The sequence below is a fragment of the Streptomyces sp. NPDC047042 genome (assembly GCF_040644035.1).
GTDB lineage: Bacteria > Actinomycetota > Actinomycetes > Streptomycetales > Streptomycetaceae > Streptomyces.
On the sequence record NZ_JBEYVP010000068.1, the window covers coordinates 1 to 19,697 of the forward strand.

Annotated in this window: 22 protein-coding genes and 4 pseudogenes; 5 read left to right on the forward strand and 21 right to left on the reverse strand. The window is 69.6% G+C overall.

Annotated elements, in window-relative coordinates:
• The coding region (locus ABZ855_RS45655; protein ID WP_360819098.1) for a CocE/NonD family hydrolase at positions 1-1,400 on the reverse strand (1,400 nt) is incomplete at its 3' end.
• Positions 1,401-1,597: 197 nt separating this feature from the next.
• A pseudogene (locus ABZ855_RS45660) lies at positions 1,598-1,714 on the reverse strand (IS5/IS1182 family transposase); the annotation flags it as partial.
• Between the two features lie 343 nt (positions 1,715-2,057).
• Between ABZ855_RS45660 and ABZ855_RS45665 the strand changes: the two are divergent.
• The 3 genes and pseudogenes from ABZ855_RS45665 (at position 2,058) to ABZ855_RS45675 (ending at position 4,090) form a co-directional block, all read left to right on the forward strand.
• Positions 2,058-3,039: pseudogene (locus ABZ855_RS45665) on the forward strand (zinc-binding dehydrogenase).
• 67 nt (positions 3,040-3,106) lie between these two features.
• Entirely contained in the window at positions 3,107-3,538 is a 432-nt protein-coding gene (locus ABZ855_RS45670; protein ID WP_360819101.1) for a nuclear transport factor 2 family protein, read from the forward strand.
• Positions 3,539-3,646: 108 nt separating this feature from the next.
• Entirely contained in the window at positions 3,647-4,090 is a 444-nt protein-coding gene (locus ABZ855_RS45675) for a nuclear transport factor 2 family protein (protein WP_360819104.1), read from the forward strand.
• A 14-nt stretch (positions 4,091-4,104) separates the two neighbouring features.
• On the opposite strand, the gene ABZ855_RS45680 is transcribed toward ABZ855_RS45675, so the two are convergent.
• Entirely contained in the window at positions 4,105-4,935 is an 831-nt protein-coding gene (locus tag ABZ855_RS45680) for an AraC family transcriptional regulator (RefSeq protein ID WP_360819107.1), read from the reverse strand.
• Between the two features lie 230 nt (positions 4,936-5,165).
• Here ABZ855_RS45680 and ABZ855_RS45685 point away from each other — a divergent pair.
• Together ABZ855_RS45685 and ABZ855_RS45690 are read left to right on the forward strand one after the other, a co-directional pair.
• Positions 5,166-5,559, forward strand: a pseudogene (locus ABZ855_RS45685) (MmcQ/YjbR family DNA-binding protein).
• A 56-nt stretch (positions 5,560-5,615) separates the two neighbouring features.
• Positions 5,616-5,948: pseudogene (locus ABZ855_RS45690) on the forward strand (MmcQ/YjbR family DNA-binding protein); the annotation flags it as partial.
• A 25-nt stretch (positions 5,949-5,973) separates the two neighbouring features.
• On the opposite strand, the gene ABZ855_RS45695 reads toward ABZ855_RS45690, so the two are convergent.
• From ABZ855_RS45695 to ABZ855_RS45780, 18 genes are all read right to left on the reverse strand, one after another.
• Positions 5,974-6,396, reverse strand: coding sequence for a hypothetical protein (locus tag ABZ855_RS45695; RefSeq protein ID WP_360819109.1), 423 nt, complete (start codon positions 6,394-6,396; stop codon positions 5,974-5,976).
• Positions 6,397-6,655: 259 nt separating this feature from the next.
• Positions 6,656-6,913 carry a hypothetical protein gene (locus ABZ855_RS45700; RefSeq protein WP_360819112.1) on the reverse strand — a complete coding sequence of 86 codons (258 nt, stop codon included), beginning with the start codon at positions 6,911-6,913 and terminating at the stop codon, positions 6,656-6,658.
• Between the two features lie 58 nt (positions 6,914-6,971).
• Positions 6,972-8,096 (reverse strand): DnaB-like helicase N-terminal domain-containing protein, encoded by a 1,125-nt coding sequence (locus tag ABZ855_RS45705; RefSeq protein ID WP_360819115.1) that lies wholly within the window; start codon positions 8,094-8,096, stop codon positions 6,972-6,974.
• Entirely contained in the window at positions 8,096-9,364 is a 1,269-nt protein-coding gene (locus tag ABZ855_RS45710) for a DNA cytosine methyltransferase (protein ID WP_360819119.1), read from the reverse strand. The genes ABZ855_RS45705 and ABZ855_RS45710 overlap by 1 nt, the downstream gene beginning before the upstream one ends.
• Positions 9,361-10,233: a hypothetical protein gene (locus tag ABZ855_RS45715; protein WP_360819122.1), complete on the reverse strand. Its 873-nt coding sequence runs from the start codon at positions 10,231-10,233 to the stop codon at positions 9,361-9,363. Before ABZ855_RS45715 ends, ABZ855_RS45710 begins: the two co-directional genes overlap by 4 nt.
• A 23-nt stretch (positions 10,234-10,256) precedes the next feature.
• The gene (locus ABZ855_RS45720; protein ID WP_360819125.1) at positions 10,257-11,192 is read right to left on the reverse strand and encodes an alpha/beta hydrolase; all 936 of its coding nucleotides are present in this window, start codon (positions 11,190-11,192) and stop codon (positions 10,257-10,259) included.
• Positions 11,193-11,348: 156 nt separating this feature from the next.
• Positions 11,349-11,831 carry a DUF317 domain-containing protein gene (locus ABZ855_RS45725; RefSeq protein ID WP_360819128.1) on the reverse strand — a complete coding sequence of 161 codons (483 nt, stop codon included), beginning with the start codon at positions 11,829-11,831 and terminating at the stop codon, positions 11,349-11,351.
• Between the two features lie 10 nt (positions 11,832-11,841).
• Complete coding sequence (locus tag ABZ855_RS45730) at positions 11,842-12,507, reverse strand: hypothetical protein (protein WP_360819131.1); 666 nt, start codon at positions 12,505-12,507, stop codon at positions 11,842-11,844.
• 108 nt (positions 12,508-12,615) lie between these two features.
• A complete protein-coding gene (locus ABZ855_RS45735) occupies positions 12,616-14,415 on the reverse strand; it encodes a TraM recognition domain-containing protein (RefSeq protein WP_360819134.1) in 1,800 nt (599 codons plus the stop codon).
• Between the two features lie 218 nt (positions 14,416-14,633).
• Positions 14,634-15,236, reverse strand: coding sequence for a hypothetical protein (locus ABZ855_RS45740; RefSeq protein WP_360819137.1), 603 nt, complete (start codon positions 15,234-15,236; stop codon positions 14,634-14,636).
• A gap of 180 nt (positions 15,237-15,416) precedes the next feature.
• The gene (locus tag ABZ855_RS45745) at positions 15,417-15,614 is read right to left on the reverse strand and encodes a hypothetical protein (RefSeq protein WP_360819140.1); all 198 of its coding nucleotides are present in this window, start codon (positions 15,612-15,614) and stop codon (positions 15,417-15,419) included.
• Between the two features lie 99 nt (positions 15,615-15,713).
• Positions 15,714-15,893 (reverse strand): hypothetical protein, encoded by a 180-nt coding sequence (locus tag ABZ855_RS45750; RefSeq protein ID WP_360819143.1) that lies wholly within the window; start codon positions 15,891-15,893, stop codon positions 15,714-15,716.
• A gap of 109 nt (positions 15,894-16,002) precedes the next feature.
• Positions 16,003-16,830, reverse strand: coding sequence for a DUF317 domain-containing protein (locus ABZ855_RS45755; protein ID WP_360819146.1), 828 nt, complete (start codon positions 16,828-16,830; stop codon positions 16,003-16,005).
• Positions 16,821-16,961 (reverse strand): hypothetical protein, encoded by a 141-nt coding sequence (locus tag ABZ855_RS45760; RefSeq protein ID WP_360819149.1) that lies wholly within the window; start codon positions 16,959-16,961, stop codon positions 16,821-16,823. The genes ABZ855_RS45755 and ABZ855_RS45760 overlap by 10 nt, the downstream gene beginning before the upstream one ends.
• 30 nt (positions 16,962-16,991) lie before the next feature.
• A complete protein-coding gene (locus ABZ855_RS45765) occupies positions 16,992-17,792 on the reverse strand; it encodes a DUF317 domain-containing protein (RefSeq protein ID WP_360819152.1) in 801 nt (266 codons plus the stop codon).
• Entirely contained in the window at positions 17,789-18,172 is a 384-nt protein-coding gene (locus tag ABZ855_RS45770; protein ID WP_360819155.1) for a hypothetical protein, read from the reverse strand. The genes ABZ855_RS45765 and ABZ855_RS45770 overlap by 4 nt, the downstream gene beginning before the upstream one ends.
• 292 nt (positions 18,173-18,464) lie before the next feature.
• Positions 18,465-19,241: a DUF317 domain-containing protein gene (locus ABZ855_RS45775; RefSeq protein WP_360819158.1), complete on the reverse strand. Its 777-nt coding sequence runs from the start codon at positions 19,239-19,241 to the stop codon at positions 18,465-18,467.
• Between the two features lie 43 nt (positions 19,242-19,284).
• Positions 19,285-19,686: a hypothetical protein gene (locus tag ABZ855_RS45780; RefSeq protein ID WP_360819161.1), complete on the reverse strand. Its 402-nt coding sequence runs from the start codon at positions 19,684-19,686 to the stop codon at positions 19,285-19,287.
• Positions 19,687-19,697: the final 11 nt, after the last annotated feature.

The window sequence follows — 19,697 nt, forward strand, 5'->3', positions numbered from 1 at the left end:
AGCTTGGCGGTGAAGTCGGTGTCCACCGCCGAGGAGGACACGTACAGGGTCAGGCTGACCGGACCGGTGACCTCGACGGCCTCCTCGAGTACGGGCGTCGCGAAACACAGCACGTCCTCGCGGGCGGCGACCGTCCGCTGGTCGACCGGGCCGCCGAAACCTGGTGTCATGGGCAGGCAGGCGCCGCCGGCCGTAGGGACCGGGCGGCGCGGGTCGTAGAGGTAGGTCTCGTACCCGGCGTCGGCCGGCGCCTCGGTCGTCAACACCCCATCCCCGTCAGCGGTGTTGGCGTGGCCGGCGCTCGTGAGGTGGAAGTCGGTCCACTGCGTGTCGGGCAGCGGCCACTCCTGCTCGTCACGCCACTGGTCGATACCCATCACGAAGAGCTTCACCGGCGCCACACCGTCCAGCGCGGTGGTGTCACCGCGCAGCCAGCGGTCGTAGAACTTCACATGCAGGCCGGTCAGGCCCATCACCTGGGCGTCGGCCAGTGGGCCGAAGGACCGGTCGGCATAGACGCCACCCGTGGCGAGGTGGTCCCACGGGCCGATGATCAGCCGCTGCCCTTCACGCGCCTCCGCGCTGCCCGCCTTCTGGCGGGCGGTGGTGTAGGTGCGCAGGGTCTGGCCGATGTAGAGGTCGTACCAGCCGCCGATGTTCAGCGCCGGAGCGGTGACGTTCTTGAGCTCGGGCGTGAGCTCCATGGCGTCCCAGTACTCGTCGTGGGACGGGTGGGCCATCCAGTCGTCCCACCACTTCCCGTACGCCTTCAGGACCGGCACCTCGGCCGTCGGCAGCACGTCATTGAGCGACTCGGGGGACAGGACCGCCGCACCGAGCTCCTGCAGCTGGGACAGGGTGTCCTCGCCGAGGGCCAGGGACCGCTGCGCGTCGGCCGCGTACATCAAGGCGTTCCACCACGTGACCAGACTCAGCGAGAGCGCACCGCCCGCGGAATACCAGGGCGCCTCGTAGTTGTCGATCGAGGTGAAGGTCGGCGCGATCGCCTTGAGGCCGGGGGCGCCGGTCACGGCGGTCTCCCACTGGACCATCCCCAGGTACGACCCCCCGAACATGCCCACCGTGCCGTCCGACCACGGCTGCTCGGTGATCCAGGCGACGGTGTCCTCGCCGTCGTTCCGGTCCGCCATGTGGGGAACGAACTCGCCCTCCGAGCGGTGAGTGCCCCGGCAGTCCTGCACCACCAGCGCGTAACCGGCCTCCAGCAGAGCCAGGAAGTGGGGCATGGAGCCGTGGCCGAGGATGGTCGAGTCCTTGCTGTACGGCAGGCGCACGAGCAGCGTCGGTGCCGTCCCCTCGGCCGGCCGCCACACGTTGGCGGCGAGGGCCACGCCGTTACGCATCGGAACCCTGACATCTATCTCGTATAGGTGCTGCATCGGTGCTCCTCGTCGAGCCGCGGCGGCATTGCCTGGATGCGGGTACGTTAAGAGGTACGTTCGTACCCTGTCAATTACCGCACGGTAGGGCACCTGCCCTTTCTCCCTTGCACGGGTTCGATGGCGTGTGGTCAGCGGGCAGAGCGCGCAACGGCGGCAGCCGCCCCGGAGGGGCAACCGAGGCTTACTGGCCCCTACTAAAGCCATCGGACGTGAGGGCGGGTGCTCAGGCAGAGGGCGAGCCCGCGGAAGGCTTCGTGGACGTCGTCGCGCCTTTCCCAGCGGATGTGTAGGCGGCGGAAGCCGTAGAGCCAGGGGGCTGGGTCGGCCGCGCGGAACAGAACCTGCCACGGGGCGGGCGCCTCGCCGTATGGCCGACCCGGCATTTGGCGGGGTGGGCGCTCCAGGCTTCCCGGCCGGGATGAGGGTTGGGTGATGCCTGCGGTCGCGGGGCTTCACCGGGTGTCCTCCATTGACCATTAAATGTCCGCCACCTACTGAGCGATTCGCCGGATGCCGACAGAGGATCGAGAAGTGCCGCGGCGACCGCCTCGCTGCGGGGCCCCAGCGTGGCGGCAACCCTATGGGGTCGTACTCGACAAGTGAGGAACTGGCATGGACAAGCGTGCAGCGTCCGTAGGCGCCGCCTCTGCGACGATGCGAGCAGTCGTCGTCACTGAGCCTGGCGGCCTGGATGCCCTGCAGGTCACCACGGTGCCGATGCCCGAACCGCAGCCCGGATGGGTGCGCATCAAGGTGAAGGCGTTTGGCGTCAACGAGTCCGAGGTCACCACCCGCAAGGGCGAGTCGGACCCGGAGGTCACCTACCCGCGTATCCCCGGAATCGAGGGCGTCGGTGTGGTCGACCAGGCCGACGAGGACAGCGGGCTGCGCCCGGGGCAGCAGGTGGCGACCATGATGGGCGGCATGGGCCGGTCCTTCGACGGCTCGTACGCGCAGTACGTGACCGTCCCCGCGGGACAGGTCATCCCGTTCGAGAGCGGCCTCCCGTGGGGACGTGGCCGGCGCGCTGCCCGAGATGTTCCAGACCGCCTACGGCTCCCTCGCCACGGGCCTCTCTCTGCAAGCGGGTCAGACGCTGCTGATTCGCGGCGGCACCTCCACGGTCGGGCTGAGCGCGGCCACGATCGCGAAGGACCTCGGCGCCACCGTACTGTCCACCACCCGCAGCCCGGAGAGGGCGGAGGAGCTGCGGGCCGTGGGCGTCGACCACCCTCTGGTCGACAACGGCACCATCGCCGACCAGGTGCGCAAGCTGATGCCGGACGGCGTCGATGCCGTACTGGAACTGGTGGGCTGCTCGGTCCTCGCCGACAGCCTCCGCACCGTCCGCCGCCACGGCACTGTCTGCTTCACCGGAGCCCTGGCGGGCCAGTGGACGATCCCCGACTTCACCCCGTTCATGATCCCCAGCGGGGTGCGGCTGACCAGCTATTCGGGCGAGGCAACCGACCTGCCCGCGCAGGTGTTCCAGCAGCAACTGCAAGCCATCGCTGACGGGCGCCTCAAGGCCCCGGTCGCGAAGGTCTACCACGGCCTGGACCAGGTGCGCGATGCCCAGGCCGACGTCGAGACCGGCACGACGCTAGGCAAGCAAGTGGTGCTGCTCGACGACTGAGAAACACGCCATTGCGCGCCGGTCGGGTCAGTGCCGGACCGACGCGGCATGCACGAAAGGAAGCGCCATGGGCGTCAACAAGGAAGAAATCAGCAGGACCATCATCGAGCTGGAGAAGTCCTTCAACGAGCGGTGGAGCGCCGGCGACAACCGCGGCTACCTCGACGCGTTCGCCGACGAGGTCAGCTATTTCGACCCGATCCTCAAGAACATGGTGGTCGGCCGGGACCAGGTCATCGCATGGATCGACTCCATCTACTCCGACCCGCACATCGTTCGCAGCGAGTACCTCAACCCGCAGGTTCACGTCAGCGACAGCGGTGACTTCGCTGTCCTGGCGTACAACCTGAACACCTACGTTCTCGACGAGAACGGCAAAGAGAAGCAGCTGCGCGCCTGGAACGCCACACACGGCTACCACCTCATAGGTGACCAGTGGCGCATTGTGCACTCCAACTGGGCATTTTCCGAGACCGTGACGGAGAAGATCGCTTCCTGACCGGCCGGGGCCGTGGAACGCATTGGCAGCCCAGCGTCGATGTGAGCAGCCGCTTCGACTCGATCAAAGCCGGCCTGAGGGCCGCGCCTGGAAACAAGAGAAGCCGACATGAACGAAAGATGGGAAACCATGACCCCCGAAGCAGTTGAATCGCTTGTCGAGTTCGAGAAGTCCATTCAGTGGCAATGGAGCAGCGGAGACCCGACGGGCTACATGGACGCGTTGGCCGAGGACGTCACCTACTTCGATCCGCTCGCCGAGCACCTCCTCGTCGGCCGTGAAGCCGTGCGCGAGCACTGGAAGCGCATCTATGCGGATGCCAGCATCACTCGGCAGGAGTATCTCAACGAGGTTGCCCGTCCGCTCAGCGACGACGAGGTCCTGCTGGCCTTCAACTTCAAAACCTACCAGCAGGACGACAACGGCGAGGAAAAGCTGTTCCTGTCGTGGGACATGTCGCTGATCTTCCGGAAGACCGGCGGCAAGTGGCAGGTGGCCCACGGGCACTTGTCCCTGAGTAATTCGCTGGATCTCGGCAGCATCCGGAAGTAGAGAACCGGCCCGTCTCACCTGCCGGTCCTGACTTCGCGGGCCGTGAAAGCGGCCGGGGTGAGACCGGTGTGGTTACGGAAGAAGCGGCCGAAGTTCGCGGGATCGGTGAAGCCGAGATGGACGGCCACAGCCCGGGCGTCCCAACCGGCGCCTGCCAGCAGGCGCCGGGCTTCGAGGAGGCGCCGCTCGTCGATGACCTCACGCACCCCTTTGCCGGTGGCGTCCCGGGCCGCGCGACTGAGAGTGCGGACCGAACAGCCGAGCAGCCCGGCGTAGTCCGCGGCGCGGTGCAGTTCCCGGAAGTGCAGCTCCAGGGCGTCCACGAAGCGTGCGTACGTGTCCCTGCGTGATGTCACCTCCACCGCCGCGGCGGTGGAGGTGACATCCGGGGAGTCGGCAAGGCGCAGTAGCAGCGATTCGAGCAGGCTGCGCCGCAAGGCGTGGTGGACATCGAGCTGGCGGCGCCCCAGTGCACGGTGCTCGTCCAGGAGCTGGAGCGCCGTCTGCTCCAGCCAGGCCGCGTCATCGGGTTGCGGGCTGAGCACGGCAGGGGCCTCGTGCGCGGTGAGCGGGGCCAGCAGGCGGGCGACCTCGGACCTCAGCACGTCCGGCTCGAACAGGACAAACAAGCCGCGGACATCACCCGGCGGATGCCAGCACTGCGCGTGCCCGGGACGCACCCACAGCCACTGGCCGCGGGCAACGGTCCGCGTGACGTGGTCGACATCGTGGAGCAGCTCACCCTCGGTCACCAGTATCAGATAGTGGAACGTGGCACGGCCCGGACGGGGCGGATTCCACGGCCAGTCGTCGTGCTCGGCGAAGAAGTCCTCGACGGTATTCACCTCAAGGCCGTACGGAGTACCGACCGGGGGCTGGAACCCGTACAGCGGAACCGCGGCCTGCCCGCTGCGTCCGGCACGTGAAGAACGCCTGGGGTGTCGCTTGCCGACCATCACGTGTCCGCAGCTTACGCCCGTTTGGCCCGCTTCAGGGAAAAGGATGGGGCGTGCCGTCAGCGTCCGCTTGACCGGCGGGCACCCCTGCCCGCTTGCCCGCGCGCAAGGAAACGCTCATGAACGGATCAACCCTGCAGACGTACGCCGCCGAGTGCGCGGAGGAGCTTCCCGGAGCGCAGTTGGAGCATCCCTTTGGCCCGGACTGGGAGGTCTTCAAGGTGCGAGGCAAGGTGTTCAAGCTGATGACCGAGGTCCCCGGGCGCCCCGCCGTGATCCTCAAGGCGGATCCCGGCGAGGCCCACGCTCTCCGGGAAAGCAACAGCCGCATCACCCCCGGCTACCACATGAACAAGAAACACTGGATCACGCTGGAGGGCGGCACAGGCGTCGACAAGAAGCTCGCCAGGAAACTCGTCACCGACTCCTACCTGCTCGTCGTCGCCCACCTGCCCAAGGCCGAGCAACCGGTCGCCCCCCACCTACGGCACCAGCACGCGGGCGGCCCGGTGAGCGCGGCCGGTGACCGTCTCCAGGACACCGCGCGCAAGGCGGCCCTCGCCCTCCCCGGCGTCAGTCACAGCCGCCCCTTCACCTCCGAACTCGACGTGTACACGGTCGCGGACAAGGTGTTCCTGATCGTCACCGACGACCCGGACGAGCAGATCATCACCGTGAAGTGCGAGCCCGAGCACGCGCGGGCTTTGGAGCGTGGCTACGCCTCGATCACCCCGGGCCGCTACCTCGACAAGAGCCACTGGATCTCGCTGGGGTCCGGGCGGGGCATCACGAAGCAGTTGATCAACGATGCGGTCGAGCACTCCTACGACCTGGTCATTGACGGTCTGCCACGAAGCGAGCGCCCGCCGCGAGCCCCTGGCCCGGACACGACCGCCAGGTGAACGCTGGACGCTCCCCGGGGACCTCTCAATGGGGCCGATTCGGGTGCGGTTGGGCTGGCAGCACTCGAACGGGGGAAGTTGCCTGTGACAGTGCACCGCGTAGTTGTCGGTTCTCCACGGTCAGTTGGTTGACAGCGCGGACCAGGTGTTCGACGTCGGTGCGCAGTTGGGACAGCTCCTTTGTGTCCTTGACTCGGAGTTCCGTGAGTTTGACGATCTGTTGGCGCAGGCGGATCTCGGAGTCCGGTGTCTGTCTGCGTGCCCTGACCTGTGCGTAGAAGTCGTTCTTGAGGTCCGGGTGACGCTGGGTGAGCGCGTTGCGCGGTACGCCGGCTTCCTGGGCCAGGGCGACGATCGTGAGCGCGCCGTTGGAGTGCTGCGGGGTTCCCTGCAGGATGCGGTCCATGGCCGCGCGGATGCGGTCGCGTTCGTCAGGTGCGGGGCTCATGCGGTGCCGTCCTGGAGGCTGATGCGGGTGCCGTGGTGTGTGTCGGCGAGGTCGCGCAGCCGGGCGGCTTGTCGCGCAGGCGCTCGGCCAGTGGACCGGGGGCGTGGCTTGCCTGCTGGTCAAGCGCGGCGGCGCGGAGATGCCGAGGCCGTCCTCCAGGGCCGCGTTCAGGTCGGCGACGGTGTGGATGGTGGCGCGGGCCGTCTCGAGTCGAGGAGGTCGCGGATGCCGCCCCGGCTGCGCGCGGCGTATCCGGCCGCTACGGAAGTCCGCAGATGGCCGTACTGAATCGCGAGCGCGACCAGGCCCCCGCAGTACGGCTCCTCGCGGCGATCCGGGCCAGGACCATTGTGCGCTCGTCGAGGGAGTCGAAGCCATGAGCGGTCAGGAGGGCTTGGGCGGTGCGGTGGCGGCTCCCGGTCAACCGTGCGACGGCGGCCGTGGGATGCGCGGGATGGACGCTGAGGAGGACCTGGGCGTCGAGGCGGACCGGGGGATTGGGAGAGGTGCTGGGCATGGAGGGTGTGCTCGCTTCAGGTGAGTTCGGCCTTGGTCAGCCCGGGGCCGGTAGTGGGTCATCGGTGGGCGCGCGGGCTGAGTAGTGCGGGCTGGGCCGGCGGCCCGGTTGCGCGGGGAGGCTTCCCGCGGCGGGCCGGCTGGCTTTCGGCGGGAGTGGGCGGGGGTGCGGTGACGCGCATCCAGCGGGTACGCAGGGAGTTGAGGTCGGCCAGAGCTCGCCGGCTGCCGGTGATGAGCTGGTGGGGGGTGTTGACCAGGTCGTTGGTGTAAGCGGTGATCCGTGCGGCGACCGTCTGGGCGCGGGTGAGGAGAGCGCGCCTGAGGATCCTCTCGCCCCAGTACTCGGGGTAGCCGGCGGGCGTGGAAACGAGGGCCATCAGCTCTTTGGGCGTGAGGGTGGCGGTGAGCAGGCCGCGGTGCTGGGCCTCGTCGAGGACGGTGACGGGGTCGACCATCTCGCCGCGGTGGACCAGTGAGGTGATGGACTGCCAGAGCGCGGCGTGCAGCGGCAGCAGGAAGTCCGCCTCGGTCAGCCGCATGTGCTGGACCTCCGCCGGGTAGGCGGTGGCGGTCGCAAGGAGGAGGCGCTCTTCGTCGAGGTCTTCCTCGTCGGCCTGCCGGGGTACATCCGGCGGGAGTGCGGTACGGGGGAGGGAGCCGGGGTGAGGGGTGAACTGTGCGGCGAGGGAGTCCAGGACGCGGCCGATGTCGTCGGCCATGCCTAGCGTCGAGGCGGCCGGGTTGGGCAGGCCCGGGTCGCTCGCGGTGGACGCGAGGCGCTCGGCGTGGGCGCGCAGAACCCGGCGGGCATTGTCGGCGCGGATCATCCTGGCGTACGCCGCAGCGTGCTTCGGCTGCGGGCAGAACTGGATGAGGGCGTGCGGGTAGGAGGCGTTCAGGCCGGGAGCGTGCGGACGCGCATGGTCCAGCACGGCGTTGAGCCACGCGGCGTCCTTGGCGTGGTCGGCCGGGTCGGGCGGTGGGATGGTGTGGATCGCGGTGAACAGCGCGGCGTGGGTGCGGTTGTCGAAGTGGTGAGCGATCAGTGGCTCGGTGTCGGCCAGACGAGCGGGTTCGAGGAGGAGGGCGCCGAGCAAGGCCTGCTCGGCGTAGTGGACCGGCTTCGGTTCGGGAGTGAGGTCGAGGTCGTCGGCCTCGTCGGGTTCGGGCGTGTGGGGCATCAGGCGGCGAGGGTGAAGTCGTCAGGATTGAAGGGCTTGTTGAGGTGGGGGGCGAGCAGGTGGGCGGCCAGACGCGGGGGGACGGCGTTGCCGATCTGCGAGAAGGTCTGGCCCTTGTTGCCCCGCCACGGGTAGTCGGCGGGAAAGCTCTGCAGCACGCCGGCTTCCCGCGCGGTGATCTTGATCGGGGCCGGCGCCACTCGCTGCACATCGTCCGGAACGCCGGAGGCAGTCTCGGCGACCCAGGTGCACTCGTTGGCCCGGCTGCCGAAGAATAGGGTGCCAGCGGGCTCGTCGGCCCGGCGCACGGTGGCGTTGGACTGGTTGTTGCTGCGCAGTGACCACGACCAGCGGTGCTCATCGGTGCTGAACGTGGGGGCCGGAGCATCCGCGGGGCGGTCCCCAGCAGGCCGGGCGGCCCAGCCTGAGCTCTCCCTGCGGGAGGGGCGGACACGTTCGGCGTCGGGGTGTGGTGTCCAGGTGCCGCGAGCGCGTGCGTCGGTGAGGGTCTTGCATGAGCCGGAGGGGAAGGGTTCCGGGCCTCCGCCGGGTCCGCCGTCGGCGCAGACGGTGGGCACGGGGCGGTCGGTGGCGCCCCAGCCCAGGGCTTCGGCCATGGACACCCACCGGGCGCGGCCGCGTCCGAACAGGGACTCCGGCTCCGCGGTCTTCGCGTGTGTGGGCGGCGGAGGTACGGCGGTGCGTGTGCGGGAGGCGAGCAGGATCGCCCGCTTCCTCGTCTGGGGTACGCCGTAGTCGGCGGCGTTGATGATGCCCGTCCAAGTGGAGAATCCCCAGGTGCGCAGGATGGCCGCGTACTGCCGCCACAGCGGAAGAACGTCGGGGACTTCCTCCATGACCACCCACTCCGGGTCGCCCACGGAGTTCAGAGCGTGCAGGTAGCGCATGGGCTCGGCCGTGAGCAAGGACCGCTCGTCGTGGCACGCGGCCAGCAGTGTGGCGCGGGTGTCGTGTCCGGAGGCGAGGTCGGCGACGGCCTGGTGGACGAGGGGCTGATCGACCAGGCCGAGTCGCTTGCCGGCCATGCTCCACGCCTGGCACGGCGGGCTCGCGATGAACCCGCGGGTTCTGCCGATGAACGGCTGGACCGGATACATCGCCACATCCGTCTGGATCGTCAACTGCCCGGCTGCGGAGCGGGTTTTGCACGCCCAGGCATCCCACTCCAGACCGATGTCCCGCACGCCGAACACCGACAGCGCGTGGCTCCAGCCGCCCGGACCCGCGAACAGATCCACAACGGTCAAGAAGCTAGTCCGAAGTCGTCCTGTACCGGTTCGGCGTCACCGCGGCACGCCCAGGGAGAGCAGCCGGCGGCGACACCGTTCTCCAGTTCGTCCACTGTGGCGGCGCGGTCGTCGAGTTCCTCTTGGCGTGCTGCCCACTCGGCGGCCGTGACGTGGTCGACGGGGGCCTGGTCGAGAGGGACGCGGGAGCGGTGCAGGAACGCCTGCCCAAGCAGCCGGTTGCCGGAGGCGTTCGCACGGGCGTTGCCCTGGCGGATGGCCGCGTCGAACGCGACCACGTCCGCCCATTCCTCCGGGCTCGTGTCCCGGATATTCCTCCACTGAGCGTTACCGTGAAATGGGCAGCCGAGGCAGCTCGATTTCGGGGTGTCGGCCAGGCCGAGCGACGTCAGGTAGCGGACGCAGTCGGACCGTGACCAGCCTATGTCGATGAGCGGGTGCCGGTTGCGCATGTAGCTGACGTCGGCGTCCTTGGCCCGGTGGAATTCGTCGGTGGAGATGCCGACCCACTGCTCGACGAAGATGCCCTTGGGGATGCGTGCCGGATAGGGGTATCCGAGTATTTCGCGGACCTTTTTCTTGATCGGCTTAATTTTATATTCCCCGGTGCATTGCCGCCTGGTCATACCCGGATTTCCGTCCTTGTTCAGGATGTAGAGCGGCATCGACGCAAACCTGTGGTCGGGGTCCAGTGCATCCTTGCGTATGTTTCCGGACGATACGCGGAGAACGGGTATGCCTGCAGGACCGGCTATTTCTCGCTCCAGCCGGTCGAGATGGAAATAAACGGCTCTCGGTTCCCAGCCTGTGTCGGCGAAAATCGCGTAGTCGACCTTCGGGAGTATGCCTTGCGCGGAGAGGGCGAGCATGGCGCTGGACTGGATCCCGGCGCCTAGTGAAATTGCCCGGAAGGCAGGGAGTTCGGAAATGATCGGTCCTGGGGGTGAGGAGCGTGGGGGCTCGGTTCGGCGGCGAGGTGGGCGATGCGGTCGCTGATCAGCGCGGGGTGGCGGATGGGCAGCGCGTGCGTGGTGCGGGGGAGGATCTCCAGGCGGGCGGCAGGGAGTTGGGCGGCCAGCTGCTTGGTGTGGGCGGCGGGGATGTGCCGGTCGTCCGCACCGGCCATCAGCAGCAGCCGGTCGTCGAACTGGTTGAGCACGGTGGTGTCGCGCGGCTGGTAGCGGCGCAGGCACTGCCACAGGTCGGCGAGATCGCGGGTGCGGGTGTGGCGGATGCCGTGGCGGCATGGCGGCGGCCCGTCGGGCGGTCGGTCGGGGTGGGGCGAGAGGCTGTAGGGGTGTGTGGTGGGCAGCCGGTGCCGCAGGACGTCCACGGCCTGGGGCGCGTGGGTGCAGGTCAGGGCGAACAGGCTGCGTCCGGCGGCCAGGAGCCAGGCGCGTGGGTCGCGTCCGGGCAACACGGTCGCCCCGCGTGCGGCGGCCGACAGCAGCACCATGCCCCGGATGCGGGCCTCGTGTTGGGGGTGCAGGGCGGCGAGTTCCTGCAGGACGAGGGCGCCCAGGGAATGGCCGGCGAGCACGAGCGGCCCGGCGGGGACGAGGTGGATCAGGATGTGGTGCAGGTCGTCGGCGAGCTGCCGGATCGTCAGCGGTGTCTGGCCGCGCGGGGTGTGACCGTGGGTGCGCTGGTCGTAGCGCACGACGGTCAGGCCCAGGCCGGTCAGGTGCCGGGTGTGGACGCGCCACAGGTCGGCGGTGACGGACGCGCCGTGCACCAGCACGACCGTCGCGCCGCCGGGACGCGAGCGCACCGGGGTGTCGCGGTAGACGGACAGGCGAGTGCCGTCCGCGGCGGAGACCGACAACACCTCAGTGGTAAAAGGAGGGTTGGGCACAGGTAGGACTCCCAAAGGGGGGATCAGTTGGGGCAGCCGTTCGCCGTCCGCGTCGGTGGGCCTGTGGCGGGCGAGCGCGCTGTGGCCTTCGGCGGCTGTGTCGCGCTGGATCCCGGCGGCGGGCATGTATCAGCGGCGCGGGCCCGGCGTGACGGCGGGGGCGGCAACGGCGGGCGGCCGTGTCGTGGTCGACCAGCGCGCAACGCTGACGGTCGCCGGTGCGGGACCGGGAGCCGCCCGGGCACGGGCGAGGTCCCGCGGCGTGGGCGCCGCGGGGGCGTCCGGCTTCAGCGGGCGCCGGTGGGCGTGGCACTCGCGCGGCACGCAGGCGCGTTCAGGGGAGACCGACGCCGGATCGGCCAGAGCCGTGGCGAAGGTCGCGACCAGATGGGCGGGGGGCGCTGTGGAATAGGCCTTCCACAGCGCCCGCCGTGCATACGGGGCGGCAAGTATCCTCGCGCGCCACGCCTCGTCCCGGGCCACCTTGTGCCCACCGAACGAGGAGGGAGGGCGGTATTCCAGGCGGACCAGCCGGTCGGGTGATCTCACGGTGATGTGCCAGCCGTCCACAGCGATCTGCCAGCGGGCGGCGCGCAGGACCTCCCACACCATCGCCGGATGGTCAGCGCGCTCGCGGTAGGGGCTCTTCGTCCCATCGGCCCGCGGTGACGTCGGAGTTCAGGGCGGCGGTGACGGCTGTTGATGATGCAGTGCTCCAGGGGAGGCGGATGGTAGTCAGCGGCTTGCGCCGCTGGACCTGCGTGGTGGGCGGCGGTGCGGGGGCGGCACCGGGGCGCGATGGTGCCGGCGGGATGTCCTGCGTGGTCGCGATGCCGAGGTCGGTGCGCACGCTGATGCCGTCGGCGTAGAGGTGGGCCTCGGCGCGGACAACGGCGCTGAGTGCGTTGCGTTCACCGAGTACGGATGGAAGCGTGTACTGCCGCTTCGCCCTCGCTGGTATGCAGCCGTGCTGGACGAGAAGAACGGCGCCGGCCTGGCCCGTGGCCGCGATCGCGGTGACCGCGTGGTCAGTGAAGCGGATGGGCACGTCGGGTTCGCGTGACGGGGTTACATTTTGCTGGCGCGTGGTCCAGGCGAGGTCGAAGAGGTCCAGGGTGTGGGTCATGAGCCCGTAGGCCGCGACCCCGGCGCGCTCGTGCGTGTCCTCGGCAGTCTCGGGCGGCAGGAAGTAGAGGGTGCGGCCCTGGTGCGCGCGGGCGGTGACCCTGCCCCGGTCAGGATGCGAGCAGTATTGCGGAGGGGGCGGTTGAGGACGAGGAAGGTCCATCCGTCGCCGGTCGAGCCGACGAAGACGTCGTGATGGTCAGTGAGAACCATGATGCTCCGGGGGCGTGGCGCGGTGAGCGCGATCCGGGGGGGGCGTGGCACAGCTGGGTCATGCAGCCGTGCCGTAGTCGCCCTGCTGAGGGGCGTGCTTGGCGATGGCGCGGGCGGTGATGGCCTTCGACGCTCGGGCGGATGCGGCGGACAGTTCGTCGGCGCCGGGCTCCAGGTACCAGGGGCGCAGATCGAGCATGGCGGCGCGCATGCCCGTGGCGAAGAGGAGGGCGGTGCCCTTCGGTAGGGCGCGGATCGCGTCCGCAGGCAGGATGCGTTCCTGGCGCATCGACACGGAGGTCGACTTGCCCGAGTCGGAGGTGGAGGTCGAGGTGGTCTGAACGTCGTGGTCGCCGATGAGGCGGGAGAGTTTGTCGGCGAAGTCCGGGTCGTCGATGCCGCTCCCGATCACCTTGACGGTGGAGGCAGACCACATGGCGTCCATGCCCGCGTCGCCCCAGACCTTCTGGCCCTGGCGGTAGGACTGCAGGATGGTGATCGGGATGATCCCGCGCGAGCCCAAGTGGCTGTACAGGTCGGGGAGATCGGAGATTTTGCAGACGTTGGCGGCTTCGTCGAGGATCGCGAGCATGGGTGGGTCGAGGCGTCCGCCGGCGCGTTCGGCCTGGGCGGTCGCGGCTCGCATGACCGAGTCCGCGCACGCGGCGATCAGCGCGGAGGCTCCGCCTCCGCCGTCCTTGGACAGCAGGTACAGGGTGTCGGCGGAGCCGACGAACTGCGGGGGCCGGAACTCGGGGATGTCGGTTTGCGGGGTGACCCAGCGGGCGATCTCGCTGTTTAGGAGGGCTGCGGCGTACTGGCGGGCGGTCTCGTAGATGCCGTCACGGGTCTCGGGCGGTCCTTCGACGGTGCCCTTGAGCTGGGCGGCCACCGCGGTGAAGCCGTGGTCGCGGAGGATGTCCAGCGGGGTGCGGTCGGCGGGGAACGCCAGCCATTGCATGACGTCCGTGATGGGCCGTTCGTCGAGCGCGGCGGCCAGGAACAGCTGGCTCAAGATGTTGCTGCCGGCCTTCGACCAGAAGTCGCCCTGCTGGGAGGCGTCCACGGAGGCGGCGAGGAAGTGTCCGGCCAGCCTGCCCGCGCCGTCCAACGTCTTGGCGTCGGCCAGGGGATTCCACCACATCGCGCGTTCGGCGTGCGCGATCTGCTGAGGGTCCATCGACCACACACGTCCCGCTGCTGCTCGGGCGTCGAGGGTGGTGGTGTAGGCGTCGCCAGCTGCCTTGTTCGAAGTCAGGAGGACCGGGCCGGGGGCGTTGAGGATGGATGGGATCGCTAGGCTGGTGGTCTTCCCGGACCGGGGGGCCATGATCGCGACGGCGACGTCCTCGTATCCCATCCTCACCTCGTGCCGACTTCCTTGGAGGTTGCCGAGGAGGATGCCCGTGTCCGACGCGTCGATGTGCTTGGTGCTTTTCAGGCTCGGGCGCAGAGAGCGGGCCTTGTCCGTGATCGCCTTGGCCATCAGGGGCTCGATGTCCTTCGCCTTGGCCATCCCGGCGGTCTTCTTCTTCCGCCCGCCTGCGGAGTCCTTGCGAGGGGACCAGACGACTGCGGCGGTGACGGCGAGGGCGATCAATATGGTGGTGGGGATGATGCGGGCGCCGATGAGCAGGGACGTTGCTCCGGCGGTCGGCCAGAGGCGGTCGGGGTGGAGGAGGGCTGTGGTCGGCTGGTAGGGCGCCCAGGGGCCGGAGCCGGTGATCCGGGCGGTGAGGTTGCCGGTCAGCCAGACGAGGTTGGACAGGGGGACGGCGATCGCGAGTATGCCGAGGAGCACCTTGAAGGCGAGGTCGTAGCCGTCACCGTTGGACGAAGCGGGGGAGGCATTGGGCAAGAGGAAGGGAATTTCTGAGGTAGAGGTCGCGCCAGAACGGCACGTACGGCGGGTTGGCGGCGCGGATGCCGGGCGCCGGAGTGGGACGGCGAGGTCCTGGTCTTGGCGGCTCCCGCGGACCCGGCTCGCCGACGGGCGAGGATCTCTGCCCCTGGCCAGACAGGGCGCCCTGACGAGGACCTCGTCGGCCCCGACGTCGGGCTGGATACGCGCCCGGTTCATTGATGGGGCCTGCGTGTCGTGTCACGGGACGGCGCTGGGACGGGAGGGAAGGCACGGTCTTCCGCACGCGGCATGTAGCGCTGGAAGTGTTCGTGAACGTGCCCGACCGCCGACACGTACAGCGAAAGATTCCGTATCGCGTACCAGGCTTTGGCGTTGCGCTCGTCGATGAGGGCGTCGTACTCCGGCGTCCCCGCAGCCGCTGACGAGGGAAGGTTGTCGAGGCGGCTGCAGTAGTCCTCTTCGAGGGCGTCGAGCTGGTCGAGGGCCTCTTCGCTCCAATTCAGCTGGGAGTACCAGTGGCTGGTGTTGGAGCGGTAGGCAGCCTCGTCCACCTGTTTCTTCTGCGCTCGCGCGATGGAGATCATCTCGCGGACGAAGGCCCGGATGGGCGCGACCGTGCTCCACATGTCGGCGTCACGGCGGGACAGACGCTGCCCGTATGACTGAGCGGCTTGCGGCGAATCCTTGGGGGTGTCGGGCAGGTCGATGTAATTGCCCCAGGCAGCGAGGCGGACTTCCCTGGTGAGGAGAAGTTCGCCGAGGTGGTCAAGGCGCTGCTCGTGGGGGGTGTTCGGATGCGAGGGCGTGCTGGTCACGGAGGGTCTTTCATGAGCTGAGGAGGTACGGCTACCGCACCCTTGGCCCGGGACGGGATCGGGGGCTTCCAGGCCAGCAGGGGAGATGCAGTCCGGGCGCGATGCGGCGGGAGGGTCTACAAGTGGAGGATCCTCCGGCGGCACTGAACGCGAGGTCGACGGCGCTGGACACTGTCACCGTCATCTCCGCGTCGGCCTGCGCCCTTCGGTCGCGCGGTCCGCCGCCGCCCTCGGAGTCGGGGCCAGGACTGAGGGGGCATGGCGGGCGATGTCGCGGATGACCTGACCGTAGGTGGCCCAGTCGTCGAGGTAGCTCCAGCATTCGGCGTGGTGCTGGGCGAGGGCGTCGTCGAAGACCGAGGAGCCGGGCCCGGCCACGGCGGGGAGGCTGTCACGGGTGTGCAGCCACTGTTCGTACAGGGTGTCGAGCCGGTCGAGAGCACTGTGCAGGACACCGAGCCGGTAGGCCCAGTGAGCCTAGACCGAGGCGGACGGCAGGTGGGGCGACTGTGCGTCGGCCGTGGCCAGCAGGTGGCGGGCGTCGGCGCGTACGGTCGCGAACGCGGCGGTGTCGGCGTCACGCTGGCGCTGGCGCAGTGCGTAGGTGTCGTCGTCGAAGGGCCAGCTGTCGAGGTCGGTGCTCGTCGGAGTAGGCATCCCATGTGTCGAGGATCTTCTCGCTGTCACGGATGAAGACGTCGAGGTGATGCATGGCGTCGCGGTGGGCGTGACGGTCGAAGGAGATTGGAAGGGGTCCCACTCAAGATCAGTGGCGGGCCATCGGCCGGGCGGCCGGGTTCACCGCCGGGGCCTTGGCCGGTGTCGGTGCCGGTGGATGCCGGCGCGTGGTGCGTGCCCGGGCGCGGATCGCGTCGAGCCGGCTGGTGTGCGCGGCGACGACCTGCTGCGGCGTGAGCGGGCTGGGCTGCTGCACAGCGCTGTAGTGGGCCGTGCGCTCATACATGCCGCGCTGGAGCGGACTACGGTCGGCCAGCGCGGTGAGGAAGGATCCGACGAGGCGAGAGGGTGTGCGCTCGTCGAAATAGGCGTGCCAGATGCGCGGGCCGGTGAACTGTCCGTGGCCGGGCTCGCGGGTCTCGATGTGCCAGGAGGGCCGGTCGCTGAATTCGCTCAACGGGCGCCGTTCGATATGGCACATGGAGTCTGGCGAGCGCGCCGTGCCGTCCGAGTCGCGGGGCCAGTCCGCCGAGGTCACCGGCTGCCACGGGTCGTGCTGTTGTGGCGGCGGGGCGATGAGGGCGTCGGTGAAGCCGGCGAGGAGTTCGGCGGGGACGAGTTCACCGAACTCCGCGTACCAGCCGGGCTCGGTGTCGGTGGGCCTGGCCCGCAGCCGCCACCAGGCGGAAGCCGCGGACTGCGGGTCGAACTGGAGGTGGTGGCGGTGGTCGGGGCTGGTGAGGACGATCTCGGGGCTGAGCGGGTCGGAGGTGAGCCGCCATCCAGCGGCGGCCAGGCCGTGGGTGACATGGCGTCCGTCGCCGGGACCGGCGAGATGGCGGGGACTGGTGTCGAAGGGGATCCGCCCGAGATAGGTGTCGGCGAAGGCCGCGAGTTGCTGGTCGTTTACCGGCATCGTCCGCACCTCCGGGCGTACAGCGGTGTGCCCGCGTTCAGGGGATGGTCGGGGTTCTCGCGCAGGCCGTCGGTGAGGCGGGAGAGGGCGTCGGCGGCAGTGTGGACGGTGCTCGGGGTGCGTGCGGGCACAGGATTCCTGGGCGGTCAGTGGGACAGGGGTCAGCGGCGGGTGCGGTTGCCCCCGGTAGGGGCGTGGGGGCGCGCTGCGGTCCGAGGCCGGCCGGCGTTCCAGGTGCGGGCCCAGGTCGCGGCGCGGGCGGCGGTGATCCGAGCCTGCTGCCAGGCGCTGAGCTGGGAGGGCAGCACGGACACGGACGTGGTGTGGATCTTGGCGTGGTGCGGGACCCGACCTCGCGGGCGCATCACCGGTTCCGGGCTGGCGAGCGCGGCGGCGAAGGCTCGCACGAGGTACATGGGGGTGGTGGGGGCGAACTGGGCGCTCCAGCCGCTGCCGTGCGGGTCGCCTGCGCCGGACCACCACAGTGCGTTGCCCGTCGCGTCCTGGCGAAAGTGCATCCACGCCGATCCCTCGATGCTCGTCGCTGTGTAGTGCCGGCCCTCGGGCTGCAGACGCCAGTGCTGTTCCGTGAACGGCGCCCACACGTTGGGGGCGTGGGCGGAAGGCGGCCCGGTCAGGGCGTCGGTCAACCCGGCGACAATCTCCACCGGTGTCTGACGGCCCAGCGTCGCCCACCATGCGGCCTGGTGACCGCTCGCTGCACCGTGGATGGCCCATCCGCCCGGCTGGATGTACGGGTCGTAGGAGATACGGACCGTGCGGTCCGGGCTCGTCAGCGCCAGGGGGCCGTCCTTCTTGGACCTTTCACGCCAGCCGGAGGCGCGCAGGTACTCCGAGACGTGCCGGATGTCGCCGCCGCCGGCGAGGGCACGGGGTGTGATGAGGTAGTGCTGTTCGGGCTGTTCGTCCGGGCCCCAGCCGGCCCATTGCTTCTTCGTCACCGGTGGCGCCGCACGAACAGCGGGGCCGGGGCCGGCAGCTTCCCCGCCGTCGTCGTGGGCTGTTGGCTGATGTGGTGCAGGGTTGCGCGGTGTGCGTCGAGGTCGTAGCCGATGGCGTCCAGCTCGTTCGCCGCGCGGCCCAGAGCGAGCCAGACCTCTGCGGGCAGCCGTCCGTGCTCGGCCTGGGTTTTGGCGAACCGGCTGCCGGCGCCCACGAGGCCGGTGATGCCGCTGAGGACTCCGTCGTCCGGATCGAGGATGCAGGCGATGACGAACGTGGCCTCGGCGGCCGGCAGTTGGGTGAGGTGTTCGGTGAGTCGGCCGAGCTGACGGGTGATCTCGGCGGCCAGCTGCACCGGGTTCAGGGTGGGGTGGGTCATGCTCCTCCAGGGCGCGGGGCCGGGCTCAGTGGTGGTGGCGGTGGCCGGTTCGCCGGGCCTCGGCGAGCACGTTCTCGGGGTGCGCGCCGGCCAAGGGGACGATGCGGTCGGGGTGGATGGGGATGAAGGCGCGCAGGTAGCGGCGGAAGAAGAAGACGGCCAGTCGAGGCGGACGCTCAGCGGTGATCGGCGGTGGGCCGGCAGAAGGGGGCGTGCGGGGTACGGAGGGCTCCTGATCGAAAGAAGGACGGAAGGGAATCGACGAGGGCGGTGACGCCGAGATCCGTGCGGGTCAGCGGTGACGGGTCGCCGCAGTGGGCGAGGCTGGCTTCGTCGGCGGAGCCGTGGTCCTCGACCCGGTGGTCCGCCTGGTGCGGGCGTCGGTGATCCGGGCCTCGAGCAGCGCTTGCTCGTCGTCCCACCCGTGCGATGTCCGGACCAGGCGGGTGTAGGGCCCGCACCCGTACAGCGGTGTCCCGATGGCCATCCGCAGCAGCGGATCGTCGCGGGCGAGGCTGCGGGTGAACGCGGCGACGACACCGGGCGGCGTGCGGGAGGTGAAGGCGGCCATCCACCAGCAAAACCCGTTCACCGTGCACGCGGCCCGCCATGCTGCCGACACACCGGGGCGAGAGGGTTGTCCGGCGACGCGGACCAGACCGTCCGGTGACACGGCCGTGGAGGCGGGGCCGGCACCGTCCGGGAGCCAGCCCGCCTCCAGCAGCGGGTCAAGAGCCTTTTGGAGGCTGGCGGTTGGCGGTATGCGCATGGCGTCGACCATGGTGGTGACGTACTCGACGGGGAGGTGCGCGCCGAGGAGGGCTTCCCACTCCCGTCCGTCGGGACTGTTGGCGCGTAGGCTCCAGGTCCAGCCCCCACGCCGGTCGTGGACGACACGCAAGCGCCTGTCGGGGCTGGCCAGGGCGGTGTGATAGTCGATCGTGGACACGTTGTGCCAGCCGTGACCGCGCAGCAGCAGCTCGGTCAGATGCTGCCAGTCACCCCCGCCGGCGAGGTGGCCGGGAGCGGTCAGGACATAGGGGACGGTGGACGCAGGACGCGGAGGCACCTGGGTGTGGACTCCTGTCGGACGGGCAGCGGGCAGGGACGATTCAGCCACGCGAGCGGCGCGGTCGGCCGGTCGCCGCAGGCGAAGAGATGACCGGTGCCGCACGCTGAGCGCGGGCGTCCTCCACAGCGCGGCGGTAGACGGCGTGATCGAAGAGATAGCCGGGGACCTGGACGGTGTACCCAGCCGTGAGCAGGGTGGCAACGGCACGCGTGGCCAGCCGCTTCATTGCGTCCTCACTGAGGTGGCCGGGGGCCTCGTGCCAGATGTACGTTGGACCCTCGTCGCCGGCGGGCCGCACGGTGTTGCGTTCGAAGCCCAACTGGTCGAGCAGCGCGAGGAGTTGTTCGGGAGCGCCGGTGGGGGTGTCGGCGTGGACGGTGTTGGTCAAGGGTTTGCGGTAGATCTCGACGTCGGTGCCTTCGTCGTCGGCACGGTTTCCCACGAAGGCGTCTC